Genomic DNA, 19,162 nt, shown 5'->3' with positions numbered 1-19,162 from the left:
CGATGGCAGACACCGACGAATCCAGGTCCACCGACGGCACGGCCGGCGAAGCCCAGTCGCCCGAGCGTAGGTCTATGCGTGACGCGTTCGACGGGTCCAAGACTGTCCGGCGGAGCCGCCAATCACTTGAAGGCTCAGGTGCCATCGATAAGACCAAAGCGGCGATTGCGGATGCCAAAGCGAAGAAGAAGCGCTTTGACGGGACCCATCTCGGAAAGATGCTCACTCGTGCGGCTGAGGGCAACTCGAATGTCCTCGCCGGAGGCATGGCGTACTTCTCCCTGACCGCACTGTCAGCGGCCCTCGTCATCGGTGTGACAATCTCCAGCTTCATGGTGCAGTTCAACGAGAACTGGAATGACACGTTCTACTCGTTCATTGACGACACCATTCCGGGGGTAGTCAAGGATGACAGCGGTGATACCGGTGGACTCATCGATCCCGGAGCCATCCAGCCACAGACCATCACGGGTGTGGTGGGTGTGGTCTCCTTCTTGATTCTCTTCAATACGGCCGCGCGTTATCTCACTGCTGTCCGCGTCGGTACGCGCACCATGCTGGGTAAGGAGCGCAACGCGCCTGTCCAGGGCAAGTTGCGTGATTTTGGCGCCCTGCTGGCCATTGGTGTGATTGTTGTCGTGGGCATGGCTGTGCAGGTGCTTGCCTCGCAGTTTGCAGAGGTCTTGGCGAGCTGGATTCCAGGCGAGGTCGCTTCGCAATGGATTATCCGCGGGCCAGCACTGCTTGTGGGTGTCCTCGTCGACATGGCCTTCTTGGCATTGGCGATGGTGGTATTGGGGCGCTACCGCGGCGCCAAGAAGGAACTGTTCATCGCGCTCATTGCTGGTGCCATCGCGATTGGCATCCTCCGTCAGGGAGTGTCGTTTGTGGTCGGCGGCGTGGGCGATAACCCGGTGCTGGGATCGTTCGCTGCGGTGCTGACCATCCTGATCTTTGCGGATTGGGTGGCCAAAATCATGTTGTTCGTTGCCGCCTGGCTAGGCACGCTTCCCGAGGACAAGATTCTTGACACGCAGTTGATCCCCACTCAGCCAGCCGAGCCCACGTCGCGCCGGGACAAGGGTTCAGTGACGACCGCGCGGGCCACGGAGCGGCAACGCGGCTCATAGTTAAAAAGCCGCGGGCAAGAGGTTGACCCTCTCGCCCGCGGCTTCTGTGTCTCGCCCGCGGCTTCTGTGTGGGGGTGCGCACCTCTCGCGAGGTACGGTCACCGCATCGGATCTTTAGATCTCACCAGTGTTGAGTGCGTGCTTGACCTCGGAGATGGCCTTGGTGACCTCGATGCCACGGGGGCAAGCCTCGGTGCAGTTGAAAGCCGTGCGGCACTTCCACACACCGGCCTTGTCGTTGAGGATTTCCAGACGGTCCCATTCGCCTTCGTCGCGTGAGTCGAAGATGAAGCGGTGTGCGCCCACGATGGCTTGTGGACCAAAGTACTGTCCGTCGGTCCAGAACACGGGGCAGCTCGTGGTGCAGGCAGCACACATGATGCACTTGGTCGTGTCATCAAAGCGCTGACGGTCCTCTGGCGATTGAAGGCGCTCGCGCTCCGGGGTGGGGCCCGAGGTCATCAGGAACGGCATGATCTCGCGGTAGGAGGCGAAGAATGGCTCCATGTCCACGATCAGGTCCTTCTCCACGGGAAGACCCTTGATGGGCTCCACCTGGATGGGCTTGGCGGGGTTGAGATCCTTGAGGAGCGTCTTGCAGGCAAGGCGGTTGCGGGCGTTGATGCGCATCGCATCAGAACCGCACACACCGTGTGCACAGGAACGACGGAACGCAAGTGTGCCGTCCTGCTCCCACTTGATCTTGTGCAGGGCGTCGAGGACGCGGTCGGTGGCGTGTGCCTCGACCTGGAACTCTTCCCAGTAGTCGGTGCCGGGCTCGCGTCCGTCCAAACCGTCGGGGTCGTGACGCATGATCTTCAGCGTGACCGTCATGGTGGGGATAGCGCCCACCTCCGCAGGCTTCTCAGCTGTCGCAGTCATGTCGGTCCCTCCTAGTACTTACGTTCCATGGGCTGGTACTTCGTGATCACCACGGGCTTCCAGTCCAGGTCCACCGTGCCATCGGCACGCTTGTACGCCATGGTGTGCTGCATGAAGTTCTCGTCGTCACGCGTGGGGTAGTCCTCACGGTAGTGACCACCGCGCGACTCCTTGCGAGCCTCGGCACCGAGCACCACGACTTCCGCCAACTCCAGCAGGAAGGCCAGTTCAATGGCTTCCAGGAGGTCGGTGTTGAAGCGCGTGCCACGGTCGTGGATCGCGATGTTCTCGTAGCGCTTCTGAAGGTCCTTGACGATGCCGTGGGCCTCGGCAAGTGACTCTTCGGTGCGGAACACCTGGACGTTGCGGTCCATGGTTTCCTGCAGTTCCTTGCGGATCTGCGCGATGCGCTCCGTGCCTTCGCCACCTACGGTGTTCCGCAGGTGGGCCACCGTGTTCTCGAGGCGTGCCGCGGCATCGGCCGGGAGCTCCGGCGTCGTCTCGGTGGCATTTGCATACTCCGCTGCGGCGATGCCCGCGCGGCGCCCAAAGACGTTGATGTCGAGCAGTGAGTTGGTGCCGAGGCGGTTGGCGCCGTGCACCGACACGCAGGCGCATTCGCCGGCCGCATAGAGGCCCTTGACGACGTGGGTGTTGTCGCGCAGGACTTCACCCTGAACGTTGGTGGGGATGCCGCCCATGGCGTAGTGCGCCGTCGGGAACACCGGCACAGGTTCGGTGTAAGGCTCGACGCCCAGGTAAGTGCGTGCGAATTCGGTGATGTCGGGGAGCTTCTCGTCAATGTGCTTGGGCTCGAGGTGCGTGAGGTCTAGCAGCACGTAGTCCTTGTTGGGGCCACAACCGCGGCCCTCGCGCACTTCGTTGGCCATGGCGCGCGCGACCATGTCACGAGGAGCCAAGTCCTTGATGGTCGGGGCGTAACGCTCCATGAAGCGTTCGCCCTCGGAGTTACGGAGGATTCCGCCCTCACCACGTGCAGCCTCAGACAGCAGGATGCCCAAGCCAGCGAGGCCTGTGGGGTGGAACTGGAAGAACTCCATGTCCTCCAGCGGCAGGCCTGCACGGAGCGCGATGCCCATGCCGTCACCGGTCAGGGTGTGAGCGTTCGACGTGGTCTTGAAGACCTTGCCTGCGCCACCGGTGGCAAACACCACTGACTTGGCGCGGAAGGTGTGAATCTCGCCGGTTGCCAGCGAGTACGCCACGACACCCGCTGCAGCGACTTCGCCATCTTCGCCGGCAGCCTGGGGGTCGCCGTCGAGGATCAAGTCCAGAACGTAGAACTCGTTGAAGAACTCCACTTCCTGCTTGATGCACTGTTGGTAGAGGGTCTGCAGAATCATGTGGCCGGTGCGGTCTGCGGCGTAGCAGGCGCGGCGCACCGCAGCCTCGCCGTGATTACGCGTGTGGCCACCAAAGCGACGCTGGTCAACAGTGCCGTCGGGGGTGCGGTTGAACGGCAGCCCCATCTTCTCGAGGTCCAGGACCGCGTCGATGGCCTCGTTGCACAGGATCTCTGCGGCGTCTTGGTCCACCAAGTAGTCGCCACCTTTGACGGTGTCGAAGGTGTGCCATTCGGCGTTGTCGTCCTCGACGTTGGCGAGCGCTGCTGCCATGCCGCCCTGCGCTGCACCGGTGTGCGAACGCGTGGGGTAGAGCTTGGTGATCACGGCCGTCTTGGCGCGCTGTGAGCTTTCCAGCGCGGCACGCATGCCAGCGCCACCGGCGCCCACGATAACGACGTCAAAATCGTGCTCGGTTGCCATTTAGATTCCCTCGCAGAAACTAGGAAGAAGGGACGCGTCTGCGCCCGCTGGGCAGGGGTCAAAGGTGAAGAGCACCAGGGTGCCAAGAACGATGATCACCACGGTCGCGATGCGTAGCGCCCATTGCAGGGTTGCGTGCATCCACTTGGTGCGTGCGTAGTCATCGATGATCATGCGCATGCCGTTGGAGCCGTGGACCATGGCAAGGACCAACATCACGAAGTCGAACCACTGCCAGAACGGGTTGGCCAGCTTGCCCGCAACGAAGGCGAAGTCGATCTGGTTGATGCCGTCGCCCATGATGAGGTTGACGGTCAGGTGGATCGTGATCAGCAGAATCAGGGCTACGCCCGAAACGCGTTGGAAGATCCAGGACCACCGCTGCGTGCGTCCCAACGTCGAGTGGCTGATGCCCTTCTTGGGGGCCTTCAGTTCAGGTGCCGGAGCCATTACGCACCACCAAACGCGTGCATGAGGTGGCGGGGAAGGAAGCCGAGCATGATGATCGCAAAGCCGATCCACACCGCCCACACCAACTGCTTCTGGTGGCGCAACGCCCATGTCGACCTGTCGACGGCGATGACGCGCAGACCGTTAAGCGCGTGGAGGGCGATGGCGGCGACGAGGCCCGCTTCAATGAAGGTGTAGAGCGGGGTCTTGTAGTGACCGATCACATCGTTGTAGGCCTCGGGGGACACTCGAACCAATGCGGTATCGAGAACGTGGACCATGAGGAAGAAGAAGATGGCGACGCCGGTTGTGCGGTGCACAACCCACATCCACATCCCCTCTGCTCCTCGGTAGAGGGTGGGCGCTGGTGACACGGACTCTCCTTCGAATTCCTTGGTGTCTTGCCGTCCATCCTAATGTGGTGCCATGACTTCCTTGGACAACGGTAGAAACCCCATTGATGACTTCGTGGCCGTCGTGCCTGCCGGAGGGGTGGGTTCCCGTTTGTGGCCACTTTCTCAGCCGCATCGGCCCAAGTTCCTCATCGATTTGCTGGGAACCGGGCGGACCCTGATCCAGGAGACGGTGGCCCGGCTCGCCCCACTGACAGAGTCCACACTGGTCGTCACGGGAGTGCGGCACGCCGATGCCGTCGCTCAGCAGGTCCCCAGCCTCCCAGCATCGGCTCTCTTGACCGAGCCCTCTCCGCGCGACTCGATGGCGGCGATCGCTCTTGCTGCTGCGGTGATTGAGCAACGCCACGGCGAGCGGATCATGGGGTCCTTTGCCGCGGACCATGTGATTCCGGACGGCGAGGAGTTCCGCACCACGGTGCGGACTGCCGTCGAGGCCGCGCGCACAGGCAAGGTGGTGACACTCGGCATTGCACCCACGGGTCCGTCGAGTGCATTTGGGTACATCAAGGCTGGGCAGGCGCTAGCCGATGCGCCAGGGGCGTTCGCTGTCGAAGCGTTTACTGAGAAGCCTGATGAGGCCACGGCGGCGCGGATGTTGACCGCCGGTGGATACACGTGGAATGCGGGCATGTTCGTGGTGTCGACGTCGGTGCTGTTGGGGCACTTGGCTCGGTTGCAGCCCACTCTGGAAGCAGGTGTGCGAGAGATCGCGGCCGCCTGGGATAGCGCGGATCGCGACACTGTCGTGGAGCGGGTGTGGCCTACGTTGACCAAGATTGCGATCGACCACGCTATTGCTGAACCGGTCGCGGCCGCTGGGGGAGTGGCGACGGTCCCGGGGAGTTTCGCCTGGCACGACGTGGGCGATTTTGACTCACTTGCTCAACTGTTGACGGCCGATGCCTCGGGCACGATCACGATGGGACGTGACGCTGCCGTGGACGCGGTGGCGGCCGATGGCGCCGTGGTGATCGGCGGCACCAAGCCTGTGGCGGTCGTCGGAATCGACGACGCTGTGGTGGTCGAGACGGAGGAAGCGATCCTGGTCACGACGCGGGCACAGGCTCAGAAAGTGAAGGACGTGTCGCTCTAACCGCGAGCGGCCACTCACCCCTGTCCCCTGTTTGCGAAATGGCTCCATTTGCCAGTCTTGTGGCCTCAAAACCGGCAAATGGAGCCATTTGGCGGGGGTGGGGAGGGGAGATATGCGGTACTCCGAGTAGCGGATTGATACCGAAACGTTGCCGTACCAGACCTGTTCCAGCGCGAGGCAGTACGTGGTACTGCGTAGCATTGTGACTAACGCAATGTGCCTGGCGTACCCAACAGGCAACCACGACACGTGAGGAAGCAACAGATGCGCAACACAATTCGCTTTGGTGCAGTAGCGGCAGCGTCCGCGCTGGTGCTGGCGGCATGCGGTACCGCGCCCGAAGAAGAGAGCACTGCGGGCGGCGAAACTGAGGCTGCAGCAGAATCAGTCGACTTCACGGCATGCATGGTTTCGGATGCCGGTGGATTCGATGACAAGTCCTTCAACCAGTCCGCATACGAGGGCCTCACTCGTGCTGAGAGTGAACTCGGCATCGAGATTGTGACCGCAGAGTCGAACTCCGAATCGGACTTCGGCCCGAACCTCGAGGCTCAGGTGGCAGCTGGCTGTGACCTCATCATCACCGTGGGCTTCCTGCTGAGCCAGGCCACCGTTGACTCGGCTCTTGCCAACCCAGACGTTCACTACGCGATCATCGATGACCTCGCCGACAACGACTTTGACGGCGAGATCGACGCACCGAACATCAAGCCCATCACCTTCGAGACCGACGAGGCTGCGTTCCTTGCTGGCTACGCAGCTGCATCGGCAACGCAGACCGGCACGGTCGGCACCTTCGGTGGCCTCGAGATCCCTTCGGTCACCATCTTCATGGAGGGCTACGCAGCCGGCGTTGAGTACTACAACCAGGAGATGGAAGGCGACGTCCAGGTTCTGGGCCTCAACTCCTTCTCCGGTGGCTTCGACGACCAGACGCAGGGTCAGAACATCACGCAGGGCTTCCTCGACCAGGGTGCAGACATCGTCATGCCCGTCGCCGGCCCTGTGGGCCTGGGTGCCGCCTCGGCGATCCAGTCCGCTGGCAACTCGTGGCTCGTCGGCGTTGACTCCGACTGGACCGAGACCGCTCCTGAGTACTCGGACATCGTGTTCACCTCGGTGCTGAAGAACATCGCAAACGCAGTGTTCGACACCATCGACGAGACCGTGAACTCCGGCTTCTCGACCGACGCTTACCTCGGAAACCTGGAGAACGAGGGCGTTGGCGTCTCGGACTTCGCAGAAGGCACCGTCGGCGACGACACCCTTGCGGCACTCGATGAGATCACCGCAGGCATCATCGCGGGTGACATCGAAGCATCCGGAGCAGAGTAAAGATAAAGAGTAAAAAGCAGTACCAAGGGGTACACCCCTGAGACGACACGAGGGGCGTGCCGCGTAGACGCGGCGCGCCCCTCGTGCTTGACTGAAGAGCACCCAAAGACGGGTGCACCGCTGAGAGGATCCTCGCGTGAAACTGGAGCTTCAGGGAATCACCAAGAAGTTTGGTGACTTCACCGCCAATGACGCCATCGACCTAGTGGTCTCCCCAGGTAAAGTGCATGCTTTGCTGGGCGAAAACGGCGCTGGTAAATCCACATTGATGAACGTGCTGTTCGGTCTTTATGACGCGGATGGCGGCCAAATTCTCCTCGACGGGGAACCCACGGTGTTCTCCGACCCAGGTGACGCCATGGACGCGGGAATTGGCATGGTGCACCAGCACTTCATGCTCGTACCGGTCTTCACCGTCGCTGAGTCCCTGATGCTCGGGCACGAGGACGTGAAAGGCCCCGCCAAGCTGCTCAACCTCGATGCAGCTCGCGACAAGGTCAAGGAGCTGTCTGAGCGCTTTGGCTTCCACATCGACCCAGACGCGATCATCGAGGACCTCTCCGTAGGCGCGCAACAGCGTGTCGAGATCATCAAGGCGCTCTCTCGCGACGCCAAGGTGCTCATCCTGGACGAGCCCACTGCAGTGCTCACGCCCCAGGAAACCGACGAACTCCTAGAAATCGTGGGTCAGCTGCGCGACTCCGGTACGGCTGTGGTGTTGATTACCCACAAGCTCCGCGAGGTCAAGGCCATCGCAGATGACATCACTGTGATCCGTCGCGGCAAAGTTGTCGGCACCGCATCCCCGTCCGATTCCCAAGAGGAACTTGCGTCTCTCATGGTGGGCCGCAGCGTCTCTATGGCTGTCGACAAGGAACCCGCTGAGCCCGGTGACGCGGCCCTGACCGTCGACGGACTTTCCGTCGTGGATGAAGAGACGGACATCACGTTGCTCGACAACGTGAGCTTTGAGTTGCGTGCGGGCGAGGTACTCGCGGTTGCCGGTGTGCAAGGCAACGGGCAGACAGAGCTCGCAGAGGCCATTCTCGGACTGACCAAGACCGATGCCGGAAGTGTCACGCTCGATGGTGAGCGACTCACCGGACGCTCCATCCGTAGTGTGCTCGACGCGGGCGTCGGCTTCGTCCCGGAAGACCGCACCGAAGACGGTGTGGTGGCGGACTTCACGATCATCAACAATCTGATCCTGGACCTCTACGACCGGGCACCCTACTCCAAGCGCGGTTCGCTTCAGCCCAGTGTGTTGCGTGAGAACGCAGACACACAAGTGGAGAACTTTGACGTGCGCACCACGTCGATCGATGCGCTGACGGGCTCGCTCTCAGGCGGTAACCAACAAAAAGTGGTGCTCGCTCGTGAACTCTCCCGCGACCTGAAACTCCTGATCGCGTCCCAGCCCACCCGCGGCCTAGATGTCGGCTCAATCGAGTTTGTCCACAAGCGCATCATCGAAGAGCGAGACAAGGGCGTGGCCGTTCTTGTGGTGAGCTCGGAACTCGACGAGGTGTATGCACTCGCAGACCGCATTGCCGTGATGTATCACGGCAAGATCGTCGACATCGTTTCACCTGACACTGACCGCGACACTCTGGGCCTCATGATGGCCGGAGCTCACAGCAAGGAGGAAGTGGCATGAGCGAACAACCCGTCACTCAGACTCCCCCCGAGGCTCCCGAGCCTGAAGCCCCTCGCCGCGATTGGGGCACCGCATGGCGCCACGTCGTTGAGAGCTCAGGACTCGTTGTCGCGATGGCAATCCTGGCGGCCCTCCTCATCGCCGGACTGTTGGTCATCATCGTGGACCCCGCCGTTCAGGATGCCGCCAAGTACTTCTTCGCACAGCCAGCTGACTTCTTCAAGGCGGCGTGGGATGCGCTGTGGTCCGTCTACTCAGCAATCTTCCAGGGTGCAGTCGTCAACCTGGACTCGTCGACTTTCGCCGGAACTATCAGGCCATTCACCCAGACGCTGACCCAAGCGACCCCGCTGATCTTCGCGGGCCTGGGACTCGGCATTGGTTTCCGCGCCGGAATGTTCAACATTGGTGCTCAGGGTCAGCTGCTCATTGGTGCGACCCTCGGTGCCTACATTGGTTTCGCATGGGACTTGCCGTTCCCGCTACACCTGGTGCTTGCCATCCTTGGTTGTGCCGTCGGCGGTGCGATCTGGGGCTTCATCCCCGGAATCTTGAAGGCAAAGACCGGTGCACATGAGGTGATCGTGACGATCATGCTCAACTACATCGCGCTCAACCTCGTGGCCTGGCTCCTCAGCCTCGACGCGTTCAAGGTCAATGACGTTCAGAGCAATCCAAAGTCCCCCCTTGTGGAGACCAGCGCCCAATACCCGCTGTTGCTTGGGGGTAACTTCAACCTTCACTGGGGTTTTGTACTCGCACTCGTGTGTGCGTGGGGCGTCTGGTGGCTCATGGAGCGCTCCACGCTTGGCTTCGAGATTCGTGCTGCAGGCGCGAACGCCCGCGCCGCCCGCACCGCTGGAATGAGCGTCACCAAGACCACCATCTTGGTGATGACCATCGCCGGTGCGCTCGCGGGTCTGGCGGGATCCACCTTTGTGCTTGGAACTGAGAAGGCGTTGACCGACGCTACGGGCGGCACGGTGGGCTTCGACGCCATTACGGTGGCATTGCTGGGCAGGTCGCGACCGGTCGGAACTGTCTTCGCAGCGATCCTCTTTGGCGGGCTTCAGGCCGCTGGGCCGACGCTACAGACGCAGGCGGACCTTCGCCCTGACATCATCTTTGTCATCCAGGCGCTGGTGGTGTTGTTCATCGCTGCTCCGCCTCTGGTCAGAACGATGTTCCGCTTGCCTGTCCCTGCTCACGAGAAGGTGGTGGCAGCATGAGCGCCCCAGTCGTAGAACCAGATGCACTCGCACACCCCGAGTCGGGTGAAGGTCGCAAGAGGCCGCGCTCGTACAAGGGGCCGATTGCCCTGGGTGTGATTGCCCTCGTGGCTCTGGTGGGGCTGGGGTTCTTCACCAGTTCGGACACGGAGACGACGTTCTCGTTTGCGAAGAATTCGGACTTCTTCACGATTCCTGATCTCACCGTGCCATCGCTGATGGCCGTCATTGTGTTGACTGTCATCGCACTGCTTCTGGCGGTGTACTCATTGGTGCTGGCGACCAATCACCGCAAGCCGGGAATCTGGCTCCCTGTGGTGTACGGCATCGCCATCATCGGCGCACTGCTGACGACTGCGGGTGCGGGCCGCGACAACACCAGTATCCAGTTCACGAGCCTTTTGACGAGTTCGCTGTTCCTCGCTGTGCCGCTGGTCTTTGGTGCTCTTGCGGGAACCATTTGCGAGCGGTCCGGAATTGTGAACATCGCCATTGAGGGCCAGCTGCTCGCTGGTGCGTTCCTCGCGGCCCTTGTGGGATCCATGGCAGGCAATGCGTACATCGGTATGGTCGTGGCGCCTCTTGCAGGTGCTGCCGTGGGTGCGATTCTGGCGGTCTTTGCCACCAAGTACTGGGTCGATCAGATCGTTGTCGGTGTGGTGCTGAACCTGCTGGTGTTGGGACTGACAGGATTCTTCTTCAACACCGTGATGTCGGACAACCCGAACCTGAACCAGTCGCTCAACATGCAGAGCATCGACATTCCTGTGCTCTCGAGCATCCCGATCATTGGTCCGGTCTTGTTCCAACAGAACCTGTTGGTCTACATCCTGTACGTCACCGTGATCGTGACGCAGATCATGCTGTTCAAGTCCCGCTGGGGCCTGCGAGTACGGGCCGTTGGTGAACACCCCAAGGCTGCTGACACCGTGGGAATCAAGGTCAACCGCACTCGCCTGCGCAATACCATTCTGGGCGGCGCGGTTGCTGGCCTTGGTGGTGCGTTCTTTACGGTGGCTTCGGGGTTGGCGTTCGGTAACAACATGTCGGCCGGTAAGGGCTATATCGCCCTTGCTGCGATGATCCTTGGCCGCTGGAGTCCGCGCGGTGCGCTGGTGGCTGCGTTGCTCTTCGGTTTCGCCGATGCGCTTCGCGTGCAACTTGGCATCATCGGCTCGGACATCCCGTCCGAGTTCTTGGCCATGACGCCGTACCTCGCCACCATCCTTGCTGTGGCCGGTCTCGTGGGTCACTCACGGGCACCTGCTGCGGAGAACATTCCCTACAAGAAGTAGGAGGGCCGATGCCCGAGGTTGATTGGGACGGATTGCGTGCTGCTGCCGTCGAGGCGTCGGCGCGTGCCTACGTCCCGTATTCGAAGTTTCCCGTAGGCGTGGCTGCGCTCACCGACACCGGTGAGGTGGTGGTGGGTGCCAACGTGGAGAACGCCAGTTACGGCTTGACGTTGTGTGCCGAGTGCGCGCTGGTGTCGAAGTTGCATACCGACGGAATGGGGTCACGCCTCGTCGCGTTCACCTGCGTGGATGCGAACGGCGACATCTTGGCTCCGTGTGGGCGTTGCCGTCAGTTGCTCTTTGAACATGGCGGGCGCGGCCTGCTGCTGGAAACGGCCGATGGTGTGGTCACCATGGATCAGATGTTGCCCGGCGCGTTCGGGCCCGAGGATTTGGAGAAGGTCACGTGAGCGATTCGACCAAGACAGAGGCCCACGATGCTGTGGATGTTATCCGCACTAAGCGTGATGGTGGAGTGCTGAGCGACCCGCAGATTGATTGGGTCATTGACGCGTACACCCGTGGCGTGGTTGCAGATGAGCAGATGAGTTCGTTGGCGATGGCGATTTTGCAGCGCGGTATGACGCGTGAAGAGATTGCTCGGTGGACGCACGCGATGATCAACACGGGTGAACGCCTGGATTTCTCTGGTCTGGGCATGCCGACAGCTGACAAGCACTCGACCGGGGGAGTGGGTGACAAGATCACCTTGCCGCTGGCACCCCTGGTGGCTGTCTATGGCGTGGCTGTCCCTCAGTTGTCTGGGCGCGGTCTCGGACACACAGGCGGCACTCTGGACAAGCTCGAGTCCATCCCTGGGTGGCAGGCATCGATGAGCAATGAGCAGATGATGGATCAGTTGCGCGATGTGGGCGCAGTGATTTGCGCGGCCGGTTCTGGTTTGGCCCCCGCGGACAAGAAACTGTATGCGCTGCGTGACGTGACGGGCACCGTTGAGGCGATTCCGCTCATTGCCTCCTCGATCATGTCCAAGAAGATCGCCGAGGGCACAGGTGTTCTGGTGCTCGACGTCAAGGTCGGTTCGGGTGCCTTCATGAAGGACATCGACATGGCGCGTGAACTTGCGGACACCATGGTCAAGTTGGGCACGGACGCTGGCGTCAAGACTTCCGCGCTGTTGACCGACATGTCCACCCCGCTGGGTCTTGCCATCGGCAATGGCCTCGAAGTCACTGAGTCGGTGGAAGTCCTGGCTGGCGGCGGTCCGGCCGACGTGGTTGAGCTTACTGTCGCCCTGGCGAGGGAGATGCTCGCGGGGGCAGGCGTGACAGACGTTGACCCTGCTGAGGCATTGCAGGACGGGCGTGCCATGGACGCCTGGCGCCGCATGATCGAGGCTCAGGGTGGAGATGCAGATGCGCCGATGCCTGAGGCGCCCCATCAGCATCAGGTGCTCGCAGAACGCGATGGTGTGGTGAGCCGCCTCGACGCACTCGGTACTGGAGTGGCCGCGTGGCGACTTGGTGCGGGACGGGCCCGTCAGGGAGACCCGATCCAAGCATCGGCCGGTGTGACGGTGCATCGGACCGTGGGCGATACCGTGCGTAAGGGCGAACCGATCCTCACGCTGCACACTGAGACTGAAGGCCGTATGCCTCGTGGACTCGAAGCCATCGCGGAGGCATGCGATGGTGCTGGCGCCATCGAGATTGCGGACTCTGCTCCGGAACGTCGCATCGTGATGGAGACTCTTGGAACGACGTCTGTGGGTACTGTGTCCTAGTGGCTTGGACTCTGACATCGCTCGCGGCGCGTACAGCCGGCGCCCTCGGACTTCGCGGTTCGTGGGCTAAGCCCTACGCGGCGTCGCACGCTGCCGGACTTGCCCAACGTGGCCCACGGCGCGAGGGCGACACTGTCTTTGCCAGGGCTTATACGCGTCGACTTGCGGAATGCTCGAGTGCAGACCGCAAGGCTCTTGAAGCCGCGCGCTCAGAGATGGTGACCGACGCAGATGTCCTTGAAAGGGCTTTTGCTGCCGGTGCGACTGTGACTGCGGTGGCGTCACTGGCTGCCTCGTGGGAAAAACTCTCCGAGAGCGCCAAAGACGTGATTCGCGCCCCCGCCGGTACCGGCATCGGCGCTGTGCGCTTGGGGTCAGTGAAGGCGACCCAGATCGATGAGACCACCTGTGGCGCTGCCGTGATGGCCATGATGCTCATGATGGGTGACCCGCTCGTTGCCGCGTGGGTCATGACTGGGCGCGTGTTCGGTGACCACTTGCCAGCTGAAGCGTTGGCCGTCACGGTTGAAGAAGAGAACCCTCGCACGATCGACGGGCGCTGGGCCGCATTGCAGCGGGTCCTGCACCGCTCCGCGACGTCGAGGGGACTGGGAATCGCACCGTGGCCCACATCGCTGGGGACGCCGCCCTGGCGACTCGACAACGCCACTCGCTTTGCTGGCGTCAAGTTCCGTGGTGCTGTGATCGATGACACCGATCCGGCAATGATGGACGCTGCGATGTCACATGCATCGGCCGCACTCCGTGACGGCATTCCGGTGCCGATGTACACCGGAGGCGACAGTGCAGGCGGATGGAGCCAGGCAGTCCCTCGCCACGTCGTGCTCCTCACGGGGCGCATCGAAGGCGGCTACCGGGTCTATGAACCTGGCACAGGACGCTCGTTGCCTTTGACCGCCGAGCGGATGGTGGGCGGCGGACCCAAGGAGCCCGCACTGGGGCAGTGGACCCGAGTGTGCTGGATGGTGTTGCCGCGCCAACGCCGCCACCGTTCGTAGTAGCAGCCGGGCTCCGGTGGGCAGCTCGAGGGGCTCTGCCCGCGGGAGAGCCGATGCGCAGGTAACCTTGAACAATGAGTCTTACCTATGACGACATCGTTGCCCTGCCCAAGGTTGTTCTCCACGATCACCTCGATGGAGGCCTGCGGCCCACTACTTTGATTGAACTCGCCGGAGAGATTGGGCACGAACTGCCCTCAACGAACCCGGATGAGCTTGCCAAGATTTTCGCGGAGAACGCCAACTCAGGCGACCTCGTGAAGTACCTCGAAGCATTCGCGCACACCACCGCTGTGATGCAGACCGAGGACAACCTGCGTCGCGTGGCCCGCGAGGCCGTGGTCGACCTCGCTGATGACGGCGTCATCTACGCGGAACTGCGCTACGCCCCCGAGCAGCACGTCGCTGGTGGGTTGAGCATGCAGCAGGTCGTTGAAGCCGTTCAGGCTGGCATCGACGAGGGCGTTGCGGAGGCCGTCGAAAGCGGCCGCGTGATCCGCGCTGCCGCACTCTTGGACGCCATGCGCCACCTGGACCGCTCCCTTGAGGTCGCGCAACTGGCTGTTGCTAACCGTGAGCGCTGCTGTGTGGGCTTCGACATTGCTGGCCCGGAGTTGGGTTTCCCGCCCGCGAACCACGCCGAGGCGTTTGCCTACCTGCGTGAGAACCACCTGCCCGTCACTATTCACGCGGGCGAAGCCGACGGCGCTGCCTCGGTCTCGGATGCGCTGGTCCAGGGTGCCCGTCGCATCGGTCACGGTGTGCGGATCTGGGAGGACATCGAGGACTTCGATTCGGACGAGCCCAACCTGGGACACATCGCTCAGCACGCTCTCGACCTGCAGATCCCCCTCGAATGCTGCCCGACCTCCAACGTGCAGACGGGTGCCGCGAAGTCGGTGGAGGAGCACCCCATCCACACGCTGCGCGACTTGGGCTTTGCGGTGACCATCAACACTGACAACCGTCTGGTGTCCGGCGTGTCGATGAGCGGCGAGTACAAGGCACTGGTCGACAACGGCTGGACCAAGGACGACTTGCTTGAGGCCACGTTGAGTGCTGCCTGGGGCGTCTTCCTGCCTTACCAGGACCGTGGTGACCTCGCTGAAATGATTCTGGAGGCCTACGGCATCGAGCTGTAGTTCCTCACCGCAGACACCAACGCCCGCCCTTCGCTTTCCGGCTCGTTGCCGGTCGCGACGGGCGGGCGTTGTGCGTTGTCTGAAGCGATCCGAGCCTGCGCTGACGCCGAGCGGGCTTACGGCCAGGCGGCAGGTTTACGACGTCACCTTGAGTCCTGCGACGCAGCCGACAATGCCCAGGATGAGGAGAACCCTGACGATGGAGAATGGCTCAGCGCCAGTAGACATGGCCCAGCCAGTGGTGAGCGCTGCGCCGATGCCGACCCAGACCGCGTAGGCCGTGCCCACGGGAAGGTACTTCAGCGACCAGGCGAGCCCGGCCATGCTGAGCGTGAGCGCCACCAGAAAGACGACGCTGGGCCAGAGGCGTGAAAAGCCTTCACTACGCGAAAGGGCTGTTGCCCACACGGCTTCGAGGACACCAGAAAGAATGAGAATGAGCCACGGCATGAGAACTCCCGTGTGACGTCTTGTCGCGTTGCCGGGTACGTCACCCTCGTCCGGGAGCCGATGGGGGCTCTGCTGGAATGATCGCACGCTTGGTATGAAGGTTCAAGTCATGTTCTGGGTGGTGCGCGGCGCGTGACGGGCTAAGCCGACGTAGGCTGGTGGGTAGCACCGCTGTTGCCGCAGCGGCACCTATTCCGTACTCAGAGGAGCGTCACTCATGACTTTGTCCCGCGCCAGCCTGGCCAGCTACGTTGACCACACGTTGTTGAAGCCCGAAGCGACTCCGGCGGATGTCGACGCGCTCATCGCCGAGGCCCACGAACTTGGGGCTTTCTCGATCTGTGTGTCGCCCTCCATGCTGCCCGTCGAGGTTCCCGAGGGCCTGGCTGTTGCCACTGTCTGCGGCTTCCCTTCGGGCAAGCACCACTCGCAGATCAAAGCCGCTGAGGCCGCGCTGAGCGTAGCTCAGGGTGCTGACGAGGTGGATATGGTCATCGATGTTGCGGCCGCCATCGAGTCTCGCTTCGAGGACGTCCAGAAGGACATCGCTGCAGTTCGTGCGGCAGTGCCCGAGGGCAAGATTCTCAAGGTCATCATCGAGTCTGCGGCACTAAGCGACGAGGCCATTGTGGGCGCGTGCCGTGCCGCAGCGGATGCGGGCGCGGACTTTGTGAAGACGTCGACGGGCTTTCACCCGGCGGGTGGCGCAAGCGAGCACGCTGTGCGACTGATGCGCGAAACCGTAGGTGATGCGCTTGGGGTCAAGGCCTCAGGCGGAGTGCGGACTGCCGATGACGCGATCGCCATGATCAACGCTGGCGCCAGCCGCTTGGGCCTGTCGGGAACTCGGGGAGTCCTCGACGGCCTCGACGGCGTGCAGACGGACGATGCCGGCGACGGCGGGTACTGACTCGCACCATGCGTGAACGCGGCGAAGGCCGGGCTGCTCCTCGGAGCATCCCGGCCTTCATTGCGTGATGCAGGTCCCAGCGTCGTGGAACTCGCGGCCAGGCTAGAGGCCAAGCGCCTGACGGACGTCGGCTTCCAGCGCGTCCATGTCCTTGACGGCATGGGCGTGCGCTGAATCGAGCTTGTCCGTGGGCTTGTGCACTACTTCGAGATAGGCCTTGATCTTTGGCTCTGTCCCTGAGGGGCGGATGATGACACGGGCACCGGATTTGGTGGCCAAGTGCAGGCCATTGGTCGGGGGCAAGCCCTGGAAGCCTTCGTTCATGTCGTCGGTTGCTACCACGTGCGACCCGCCCAACGACGTGGGAGGGTCAGCAAGCAGCCGTTCCATGCGTGCAGGAATCTGCGAGAGGTCGCTGAACCGCCCCGAGACCTGGCGCGTGAGGTGGATGCCGTACGTCCGGTTGAGGTCGTCGATGGCGTCGCTCAAAGTACGGCCCTCGGCCTTGAGTTCGGCCACGTAGTCGGCCATCAGCACTGCCGCTGAGATGCCGTCCTTGTCCCGAACCAGGTCAGGAGCAACGCAATACCCGAGCGCTTCCTCGTAGCCGAACACGATGCCGGGCTCGCGAGCGATCCACTTGAACCCTGTGAGCGTGTGGGCGTGCTGGAGGCCGTGGTGTTCCGCGATACGGCCAAGCATCCGCGACGACACGATCGAGTTTGCGAGGACTGCACCCTCGGGGTGCCCGCCACGTGAGGCGATGCGCTCACCGAGGAGCGAACCTACGACGTCGCCGTGGAGCATGGTCCATTCACCATCAATGATGGTGGCGACAGCGCAGCGATCCGCATCGGGATCGTTAGCAATGACGAGGTCCGCATCGATGGAACGGGCAAGGTCAAGCGCCAAGTCGATGGCACCCTTTTCCTCAGGGTTGGGGAACGCGACTGTAGGGAAGTCGCCGTCGGGCTCGGCTTGCTCGGGGACTGTGTGCAGGTCACCAAACCCTGCAGAGCTCAGCACTGTCTCGACGAGGGCACCGCCCACACCGTGCAGCGGGGTGAGAACTATCCGCACGTCGTGGCGCGGCGACTTTTCCAGTGGTGGTCCGGCGAGAGCCGCAACGTTGTCGATGTAGCCCATCAGTACGGGCGACTCGATCAGCTCCCAGCCGTCTTCCGCGCGCGGGACGTCGGCCACTGCAATGACATTGGCGATCTTTGCAGCGATCTGAGCGTCGTAGGGCGACACGATCTGCGCGCCTTGGCCGTCTCCAGTGACAACGCGGCCGCCGAGGTACACCTTGTAGCCGTTGTCTTGTGGGGGATTGTGGGACGCGGTCACCATGACGCCCGCATCCGCGTCGAGGTCGCGCGTCACGTACGCCAGCATGGGGGTCGGCAACAGGCGAGGCATCAGCAGAGCCTCGTGGCCTGCGGCTGTCATGACCGCTGCGGTGTCGACAGCGAAGTCATGCGAACCATGACGGGCATCAAAACCAATCACGACCTTGGCGCGTGGCTCGAAACCCGCTTCCGTGAGAGCCTCGGTGAGGAACGCCGCAAGGCCCGCTGCGGCACGAATCACTACCGCGCGGTTCATCCGATTGGGCCCGGCGCCTAAGGCTCCGCGTAGGCCCGCTGTCCCGAACTCGAGCATGCCGCGGAAGCGGTCTTCAAGTTCGTGGACAGCATCGTCGTAGCCAGCCCGGGCCGCATGGATGATGGCTTCCATCTCTTCACGAGTCGCAGGGTCCGGGTCGTCGGCCGCCCACGCTGTTGCGAGGTCAATCAGAGCACTGGTTTCGCTCATGACATGCGCTCCACCACGTCAGCCAGCAGTCGGGAGATCCGAGGCGCGGCAGCGGTGCCGGCGTCAATGACTTCTTGGTGGTTGAGGGTTTCCCCGCCGATGCCTGCTGCAAGGTTGGTGACCAGTGACAGACCCAGGATCTCGAGCCCCACTTCGCGTGCGGCGATGGCCTCGAGCGCTGTCGACATACCCACCAGGTCGGCGCCAAGAATGGAAGCCATGCGCACCTCTGCAGGGGTTTCGTACTGAGGGCCGGTGAACTGTGCGTACACGCCGTCCTTGAGGTTCGCATCGATCTCGCGCGCGAGCGCCCGCAGCCGTGGCGAATACGTCTGGGTCAAGTCAACGAACGTCGCACCCTCGAGAGGCGTGGCGCCGGTCAGGTTCAGGTGGTCCGTGAGGAGCACGACCTCTCCCGGGCCTACCTCGGGGCGAGTGGAGCCGCATCCGTTGGTGAGCACGAGCTGCGTGCAGCCAGTCGCGGCCGCGGTGCGCACACCGTGTGCCACCTTCGCGGCATCGCGCACTTGATAGAAGTGTTGGCGCGCCCCCAAGACCAAAACTGCGCGACCATCGGCCGTCTTCAACGACCGAAGCGTCGGGTGGTGGCCGGCGACAACGTGTCCGGCGAAGCCTGGGATTTCATTGGCAGGAACAGACGCGACTTCCTCTCCAATGAGTTCGGCTGCACCTCCCCAACCTGATCCCAAAACAAGGGCAATGTCGTGCTTTTCTACGCCCGTGGCGGCGGCAATGGCGGCGGCGGCTTCGGATGCGTGTGCTGAGGCGTGTGTCATACATCGAGCGT

General features: G+C 62.6%; 18 protein-coding genes and 1 riboswitch. Of the genes, 11 read left to right on the top strand and 7 right to left on the bottom strand.

What is annotated here, in order from left to right:
• Positions 1-2: 2 nt before the first annotated feature.
• Positions 3-1,130 (top strand): YihY/virulence factor BrkB family protein, encoded by a 1,128-nt coding sequence (locus AOP79_RS01005; protein WP_062069584.1) that lies wholly within the window; start codon positions 3-5, stop codon positions 1,128-1,130.
• A gap of 114 nt (positions 1,131-1,244) precedes the next feature.
• Here the strand turns inward: AOP79_RS01005 and AOP79_RS01000 are convergent, their stop codons facing one another.
• The 4 genes from AOP79_RS01000 to sdhC are packed head-to-tail and all read right to left on the bottom strand — an operon-like array spanning position 1,245 to position 4,584.
• Positions 1,245-2,012, bottom strand: a complete 768-nt coding sequence (locus tag AOP79_RS01000) for a succinate dehydrogenase iron-sulfur subunit (protein ID WP_062069582.1) — start codon at positions 2,010-2,012, stop codon at positions 1,245-1,247.
• An 11-nt stretch (positions 2,013-2,023) separates the two neighbouring features.
• Positions 2,024-3,799 carry a succinate dehydrogenase flavoprotein subunit gene (gene sdhA / locus AOP79_RS00995; RefSeq protein WP_062069580.1) on the bottom strand — a complete coding sequence of 592 codons (1,776 nt, stop codon included), beginning with the start codon at positions 3,797-3,799 and terminating at the stop codon, positions 2,024-2,026.
• The gene (gene sdhD, locus AOP79_RS00990) at positions 3,800-4,249 is read right to left on the bottom strand and encodes a succinate dehydrogenase, hydrophobic membrane anchor protein (protein WP_062069578.1); all 450 of its coding nucleotides are present in this window, start codon (positions 4,247-4,249) and stop codon (positions 3,800-3,802) included.
• Positions 4,249-4,584: a succinate dehydrogenase, cytochrome b556 subunit gene (sdhC, locus tag AOP79_RS00985; protein ID WP_062069576.1), complete on the bottom strand. Its 336-nt coding sequence runs from the start codon at positions 4,582-4,584 to the stop codon at positions 4,249-4,251. Before sdhC ends, sdhD begins: the two co-directional genes overlap by 1 nt.
• Before the next feature lie 91 nt (positions 4,585-4,675).
• On the opposite strand from sdhC, the gene AOP79_RS00980 reads away from it, so the two are divergent.
• From AOP79_RS00980 to AOP79_RS00940, 9 genes are all read left to right on the top strand, one after another.
• Entirely contained in the window at positions 4,676-5,758 is a 1,083-nt protein-coding gene (locus AOP79_RS00980) for a mannose-1-phosphate guanylyltransferase (protein ID WP_062069573.1), read from the top strand.
• A 264-nt stretch (positions 5,759-6,022) separates the two neighbouring features.
• A complete protein-coding gene (locus tag AOP79_RS00975) occupies positions 6,023-7,093 on the top strand; it encodes a BMP family lipoprotein (RefSeq protein ID WP_062069569.1) in 1,071 nt (356 codons plus the stop codon).
• A gap of 136 nt (positions 7,094-7,229) precedes the next feature.
• Positions 7,230-8,750 (top strand): ABC transporter ATP-binding protein, encoded by a 1,521-nt coding sequence (locus AOP79_RS00970; protein ID WP_062069565.1) that lies wholly within the window; start codon positions 7,230-7,232, stop codon positions 8,748-8,750.
• Positions 8,747-9,979, top strand: a complete 1,233-nt coding sequence (locus tag AOP79_RS00965; RefSeq protein ID WP_062069562.1) for an ABC transporter permease — start codon at positions 8,747-8,749, stop codon at positions 9,977-9,979. The genes AOP79_RS00970 and AOP79_RS00965 overlap by 4 nt, the downstream gene beginning before the upstream one ends.
• The gene (locus AOP79_RS00960) at positions 9,976-11,274 is read left to right on the top strand and encodes an ABC transporter permease (protein WP_062069559.1); all 1,299 of its coding nucleotides are present in this window, start codon (positions 9,976-9,978) and stop codon (positions 11,272-11,274) included. The genes AOP79_RS00965 and AOP79_RS00960 overlap by 4 nt, the downstream gene beginning before the upstream one ends.
• Before the next feature lie 8 nt (positions 11,275-11,282).
• Positions 11,283-11,684: a cytidine deaminase gene (locus AOP79_RS00955; RefSeq protein ID WP_062069556.1), complete on the top strand. Its 402-nt coding sequence runs from the start codon at positions 11,283-11,285 to the stop codon at positions 11,682-11,684.
• On the top strand, positions 11,681-13,018 hold the full coding sequence (locus AOP79_RS00950; RefSeq protein ID WP_062069553.1) for a thymidine phosphorylase: 1,338 nt from the start codon (positions 11,681-11,683) through the stop codon (positions 13,016-13,018). The genes AOP79_RS00955 and AOP79_RS00950 overlap by 4 nt, the downstream gene beginning before the upstream one ends.
• Positions 13,018-14,037, top strand: a complete 1,020-nt coding sequence (locus AOP79_RS00945; RefSeq protein WP_062069550.1) for a hypothetical protein — start codon at positions 13,018-13,020, stop codon at positions 14,035-14,037. Before AOP79_RS00950 ends, AOP79_RS00945 begins: the two co-directional genes overlap by 1 nt.
• 74 nt (positions 14,038-14,111) lie before the next feature.
• The gene (locus AOP79_RS00940; RefSeq protein ID WP_062069547.1) at positions 14,112-15,179 is read left to right on the top strand and encodes an adenosine deaminase; all 1,068 of its coding nucleotides are present in this window, start codon (positions 14,112-14,114) and stop codon (positions 15,177-15,179) included.
• Between the two features lie 135 nt (positions 15,180-15,314).
• On the opposite strand, the gene AOP79_RS00935 is transcribed toward AOP79_RS00940, so the two are convergent.
• Complete coding sequence (locus tag AOP79_RS00935) at positions 15,315-15,629, bottom strand: DMT family transporter (protein ID WP_062069543.1); 315 nt, start codon at positions 15,627-15,629, stop codon at positions 15,315-15,317.
• Between the two features lie 9 nt (positions 15,630-15,638).
• Positions 15,639-15,702, bottom strand: a riboswitch (guanidine-III (ykkC-III) riboswitch).
• A gap of 144 nt (positions 15,703-15,846) precedes the next feature.
• Here AOP79_RS00935 and deoC point away from each other — a divergent pair.
• Positions 15,847-16,539 carry a deoxyribose-phosphate aldolase gene (deoC, locus tag AOP79_RS00930; protein WP_062069540.1) on the top strand — a complete coding sequence of 231 codons (693 nt, stop codon included), beginning with the start codon at positions 15,847-15,849 and terminating at the stop codon, positions 16,537-16,539.
• A gap of 102 nt (positions 16,540-16,641) precedes the next feature.
• Here deoC and AOP79_RS00925 read toward each other — a convergent pair whose 3' ends face one another.
• The gene (locus tag AOP79_RS00925; RefSeq protein ID WP_062069538.1) at positions 16,642-18,354 is read right to left on the bottom strand and encodes a phospho-sugar mutase; all 1,713 of its coding nucleotides are present in this window, start codon (positions 18,352-18,354) and stop codon (positions 16,642-16,644) included.
• Positions 18,351-19,151 (bottom strand): purine-nucleoside phosphorylase, encoded by an 801-nt coding sequence (locus tag AOP79_RS00920; RefSeq protein WP_062069536.1) that lies wholly within the window; start codon positions 19,149-19,151, stop codon positions 18,351-18,353. The genes AOP79_RS00925 and AOP79_RS00920 overlap by 4 nt, the downstream gene beginning before the upstream one ends.
• Positions 19,152-19,162 lie beyond the last annotated feature (11 nt).

It is taken from the genome of Demequina sediminicola, from assembly GCF_000975055.1.
GTDB lineage: Bacteria > Actinomycetota > Actinomycetes > Actinomycetales > Demequinaceae > Demequina > Demequina sediminicola.
This window is presented reverse-complemented; position numbering and strand designations above follow the sequence as displayed.

Excerpts from the sequence above, each read along its gene's own strand:
- AOP79_RS01005 (WP_062069584.1), top strand. The coding sequence starts at position 3 with ATGGCAGACACCGACGAATCCAGGTCCACCGACGGCACGGCCGGCGAA.
- AOP79_RS01000 (WP_062069582.1), bottom strand. The coding sequence starts at position 2,012 with ATGACTGCGACAGCTGAGAAGCCTGCGGAGGTGGGCGCTATCCCCACC.
- sdhA (WP_062069580.1), bottom strand. The coding sequence starts at position 3,799 with ATGGCAACCGAGCACGATTTTGACGTCGTTATCGTGGGCGCCGGTGGC.
- sdhD (WP_062069578.1), bottom strand. The coding sequence starts at position 4,249 with ATGGCTCCGGCACCTGAACTGAAGGCCCCCAAGAAGGGCATCAGCCAC.
- sdhC (WP_062069576.1), bottom strand. The coding sequence starts at position 4,584 with ATGTGGATGTGGGTTGTGCACCGCACAACCGGCGTCGCCATCTTCTTC.
- AOP79_RS00980 (WP_062069573.1), top strand. The coding sequence starts at position 4,676 with ATGACTTCCTTGGACAACGGTAGAAACCCCATTGATGACTTCGTGGCC.
- AOP79_RS00975 (WP_062069569.1), top strand. The coding sequence starts at position 6,023 with ATGCGCAACACAATTCGCTTTGGTGCAGTAGCGGCAGCGTCCGCGCTG.
- AOP79_RS00965 (WP_062069562.1), top strand. The coding sequence starts at position 8,747 with ATGAGCGAACAACCCGTCACTCAGACTCCCCCCGAGGCTCCCGAGCCT.
- AOP79_RS00960 (WP_062069559.1), top strand. The coding sequence starts at position 9,976 with ATGAGCGCCCCAGTCGTAGAACCAGATGCACTCGCACACCCCGAGTCG.
- AOP79_RS00955 (WP_062069556.1), top strand. The coding sequence starts at position 11,283 with ATGCCCGAGGTTGATTGGGACGGATTGCGTGCTGCTGCCGTCGAGGCG.
- AOP79_RS00940 (WP_062069547.1), top strand. The coding sequence starts at position 14,112 with ATGAGTCTTACCTATGACGACATCGTTGCCCTGCCCAAGGTTGTTCTC.
- AOP79_RS00935 (WP_062069543.1), bottom strand. The coding sequence starts at position 15,629 with ATGCCGTGGCTCATTCTCATTCTTTCTGGTGTCCTCGAAGCCGTGTGG.
- deoC (WP_062069540.1), top strand. The coding sequence starts at position 15,847 with ATGACTTTGTCCCGCGCCAGCCTGGCCAGCTACGTTGACCACACGTTG.
- AOP79_RS00925 (WP_062069538.1), bottom strand. The coding sequence starts at position 18,354 with ATGAGCGAAACCAGTGCTCTGATTGACCTCGCAACAGCGTGGGCGGCC.
- AOP79_RS00920 (WP_062069536.1), bottom strand. The coding sequence starts at position 19,151 with ATGACACACGCCTCAGCACACGCATCCGAAGCCGCCGCCGCCATTGCC.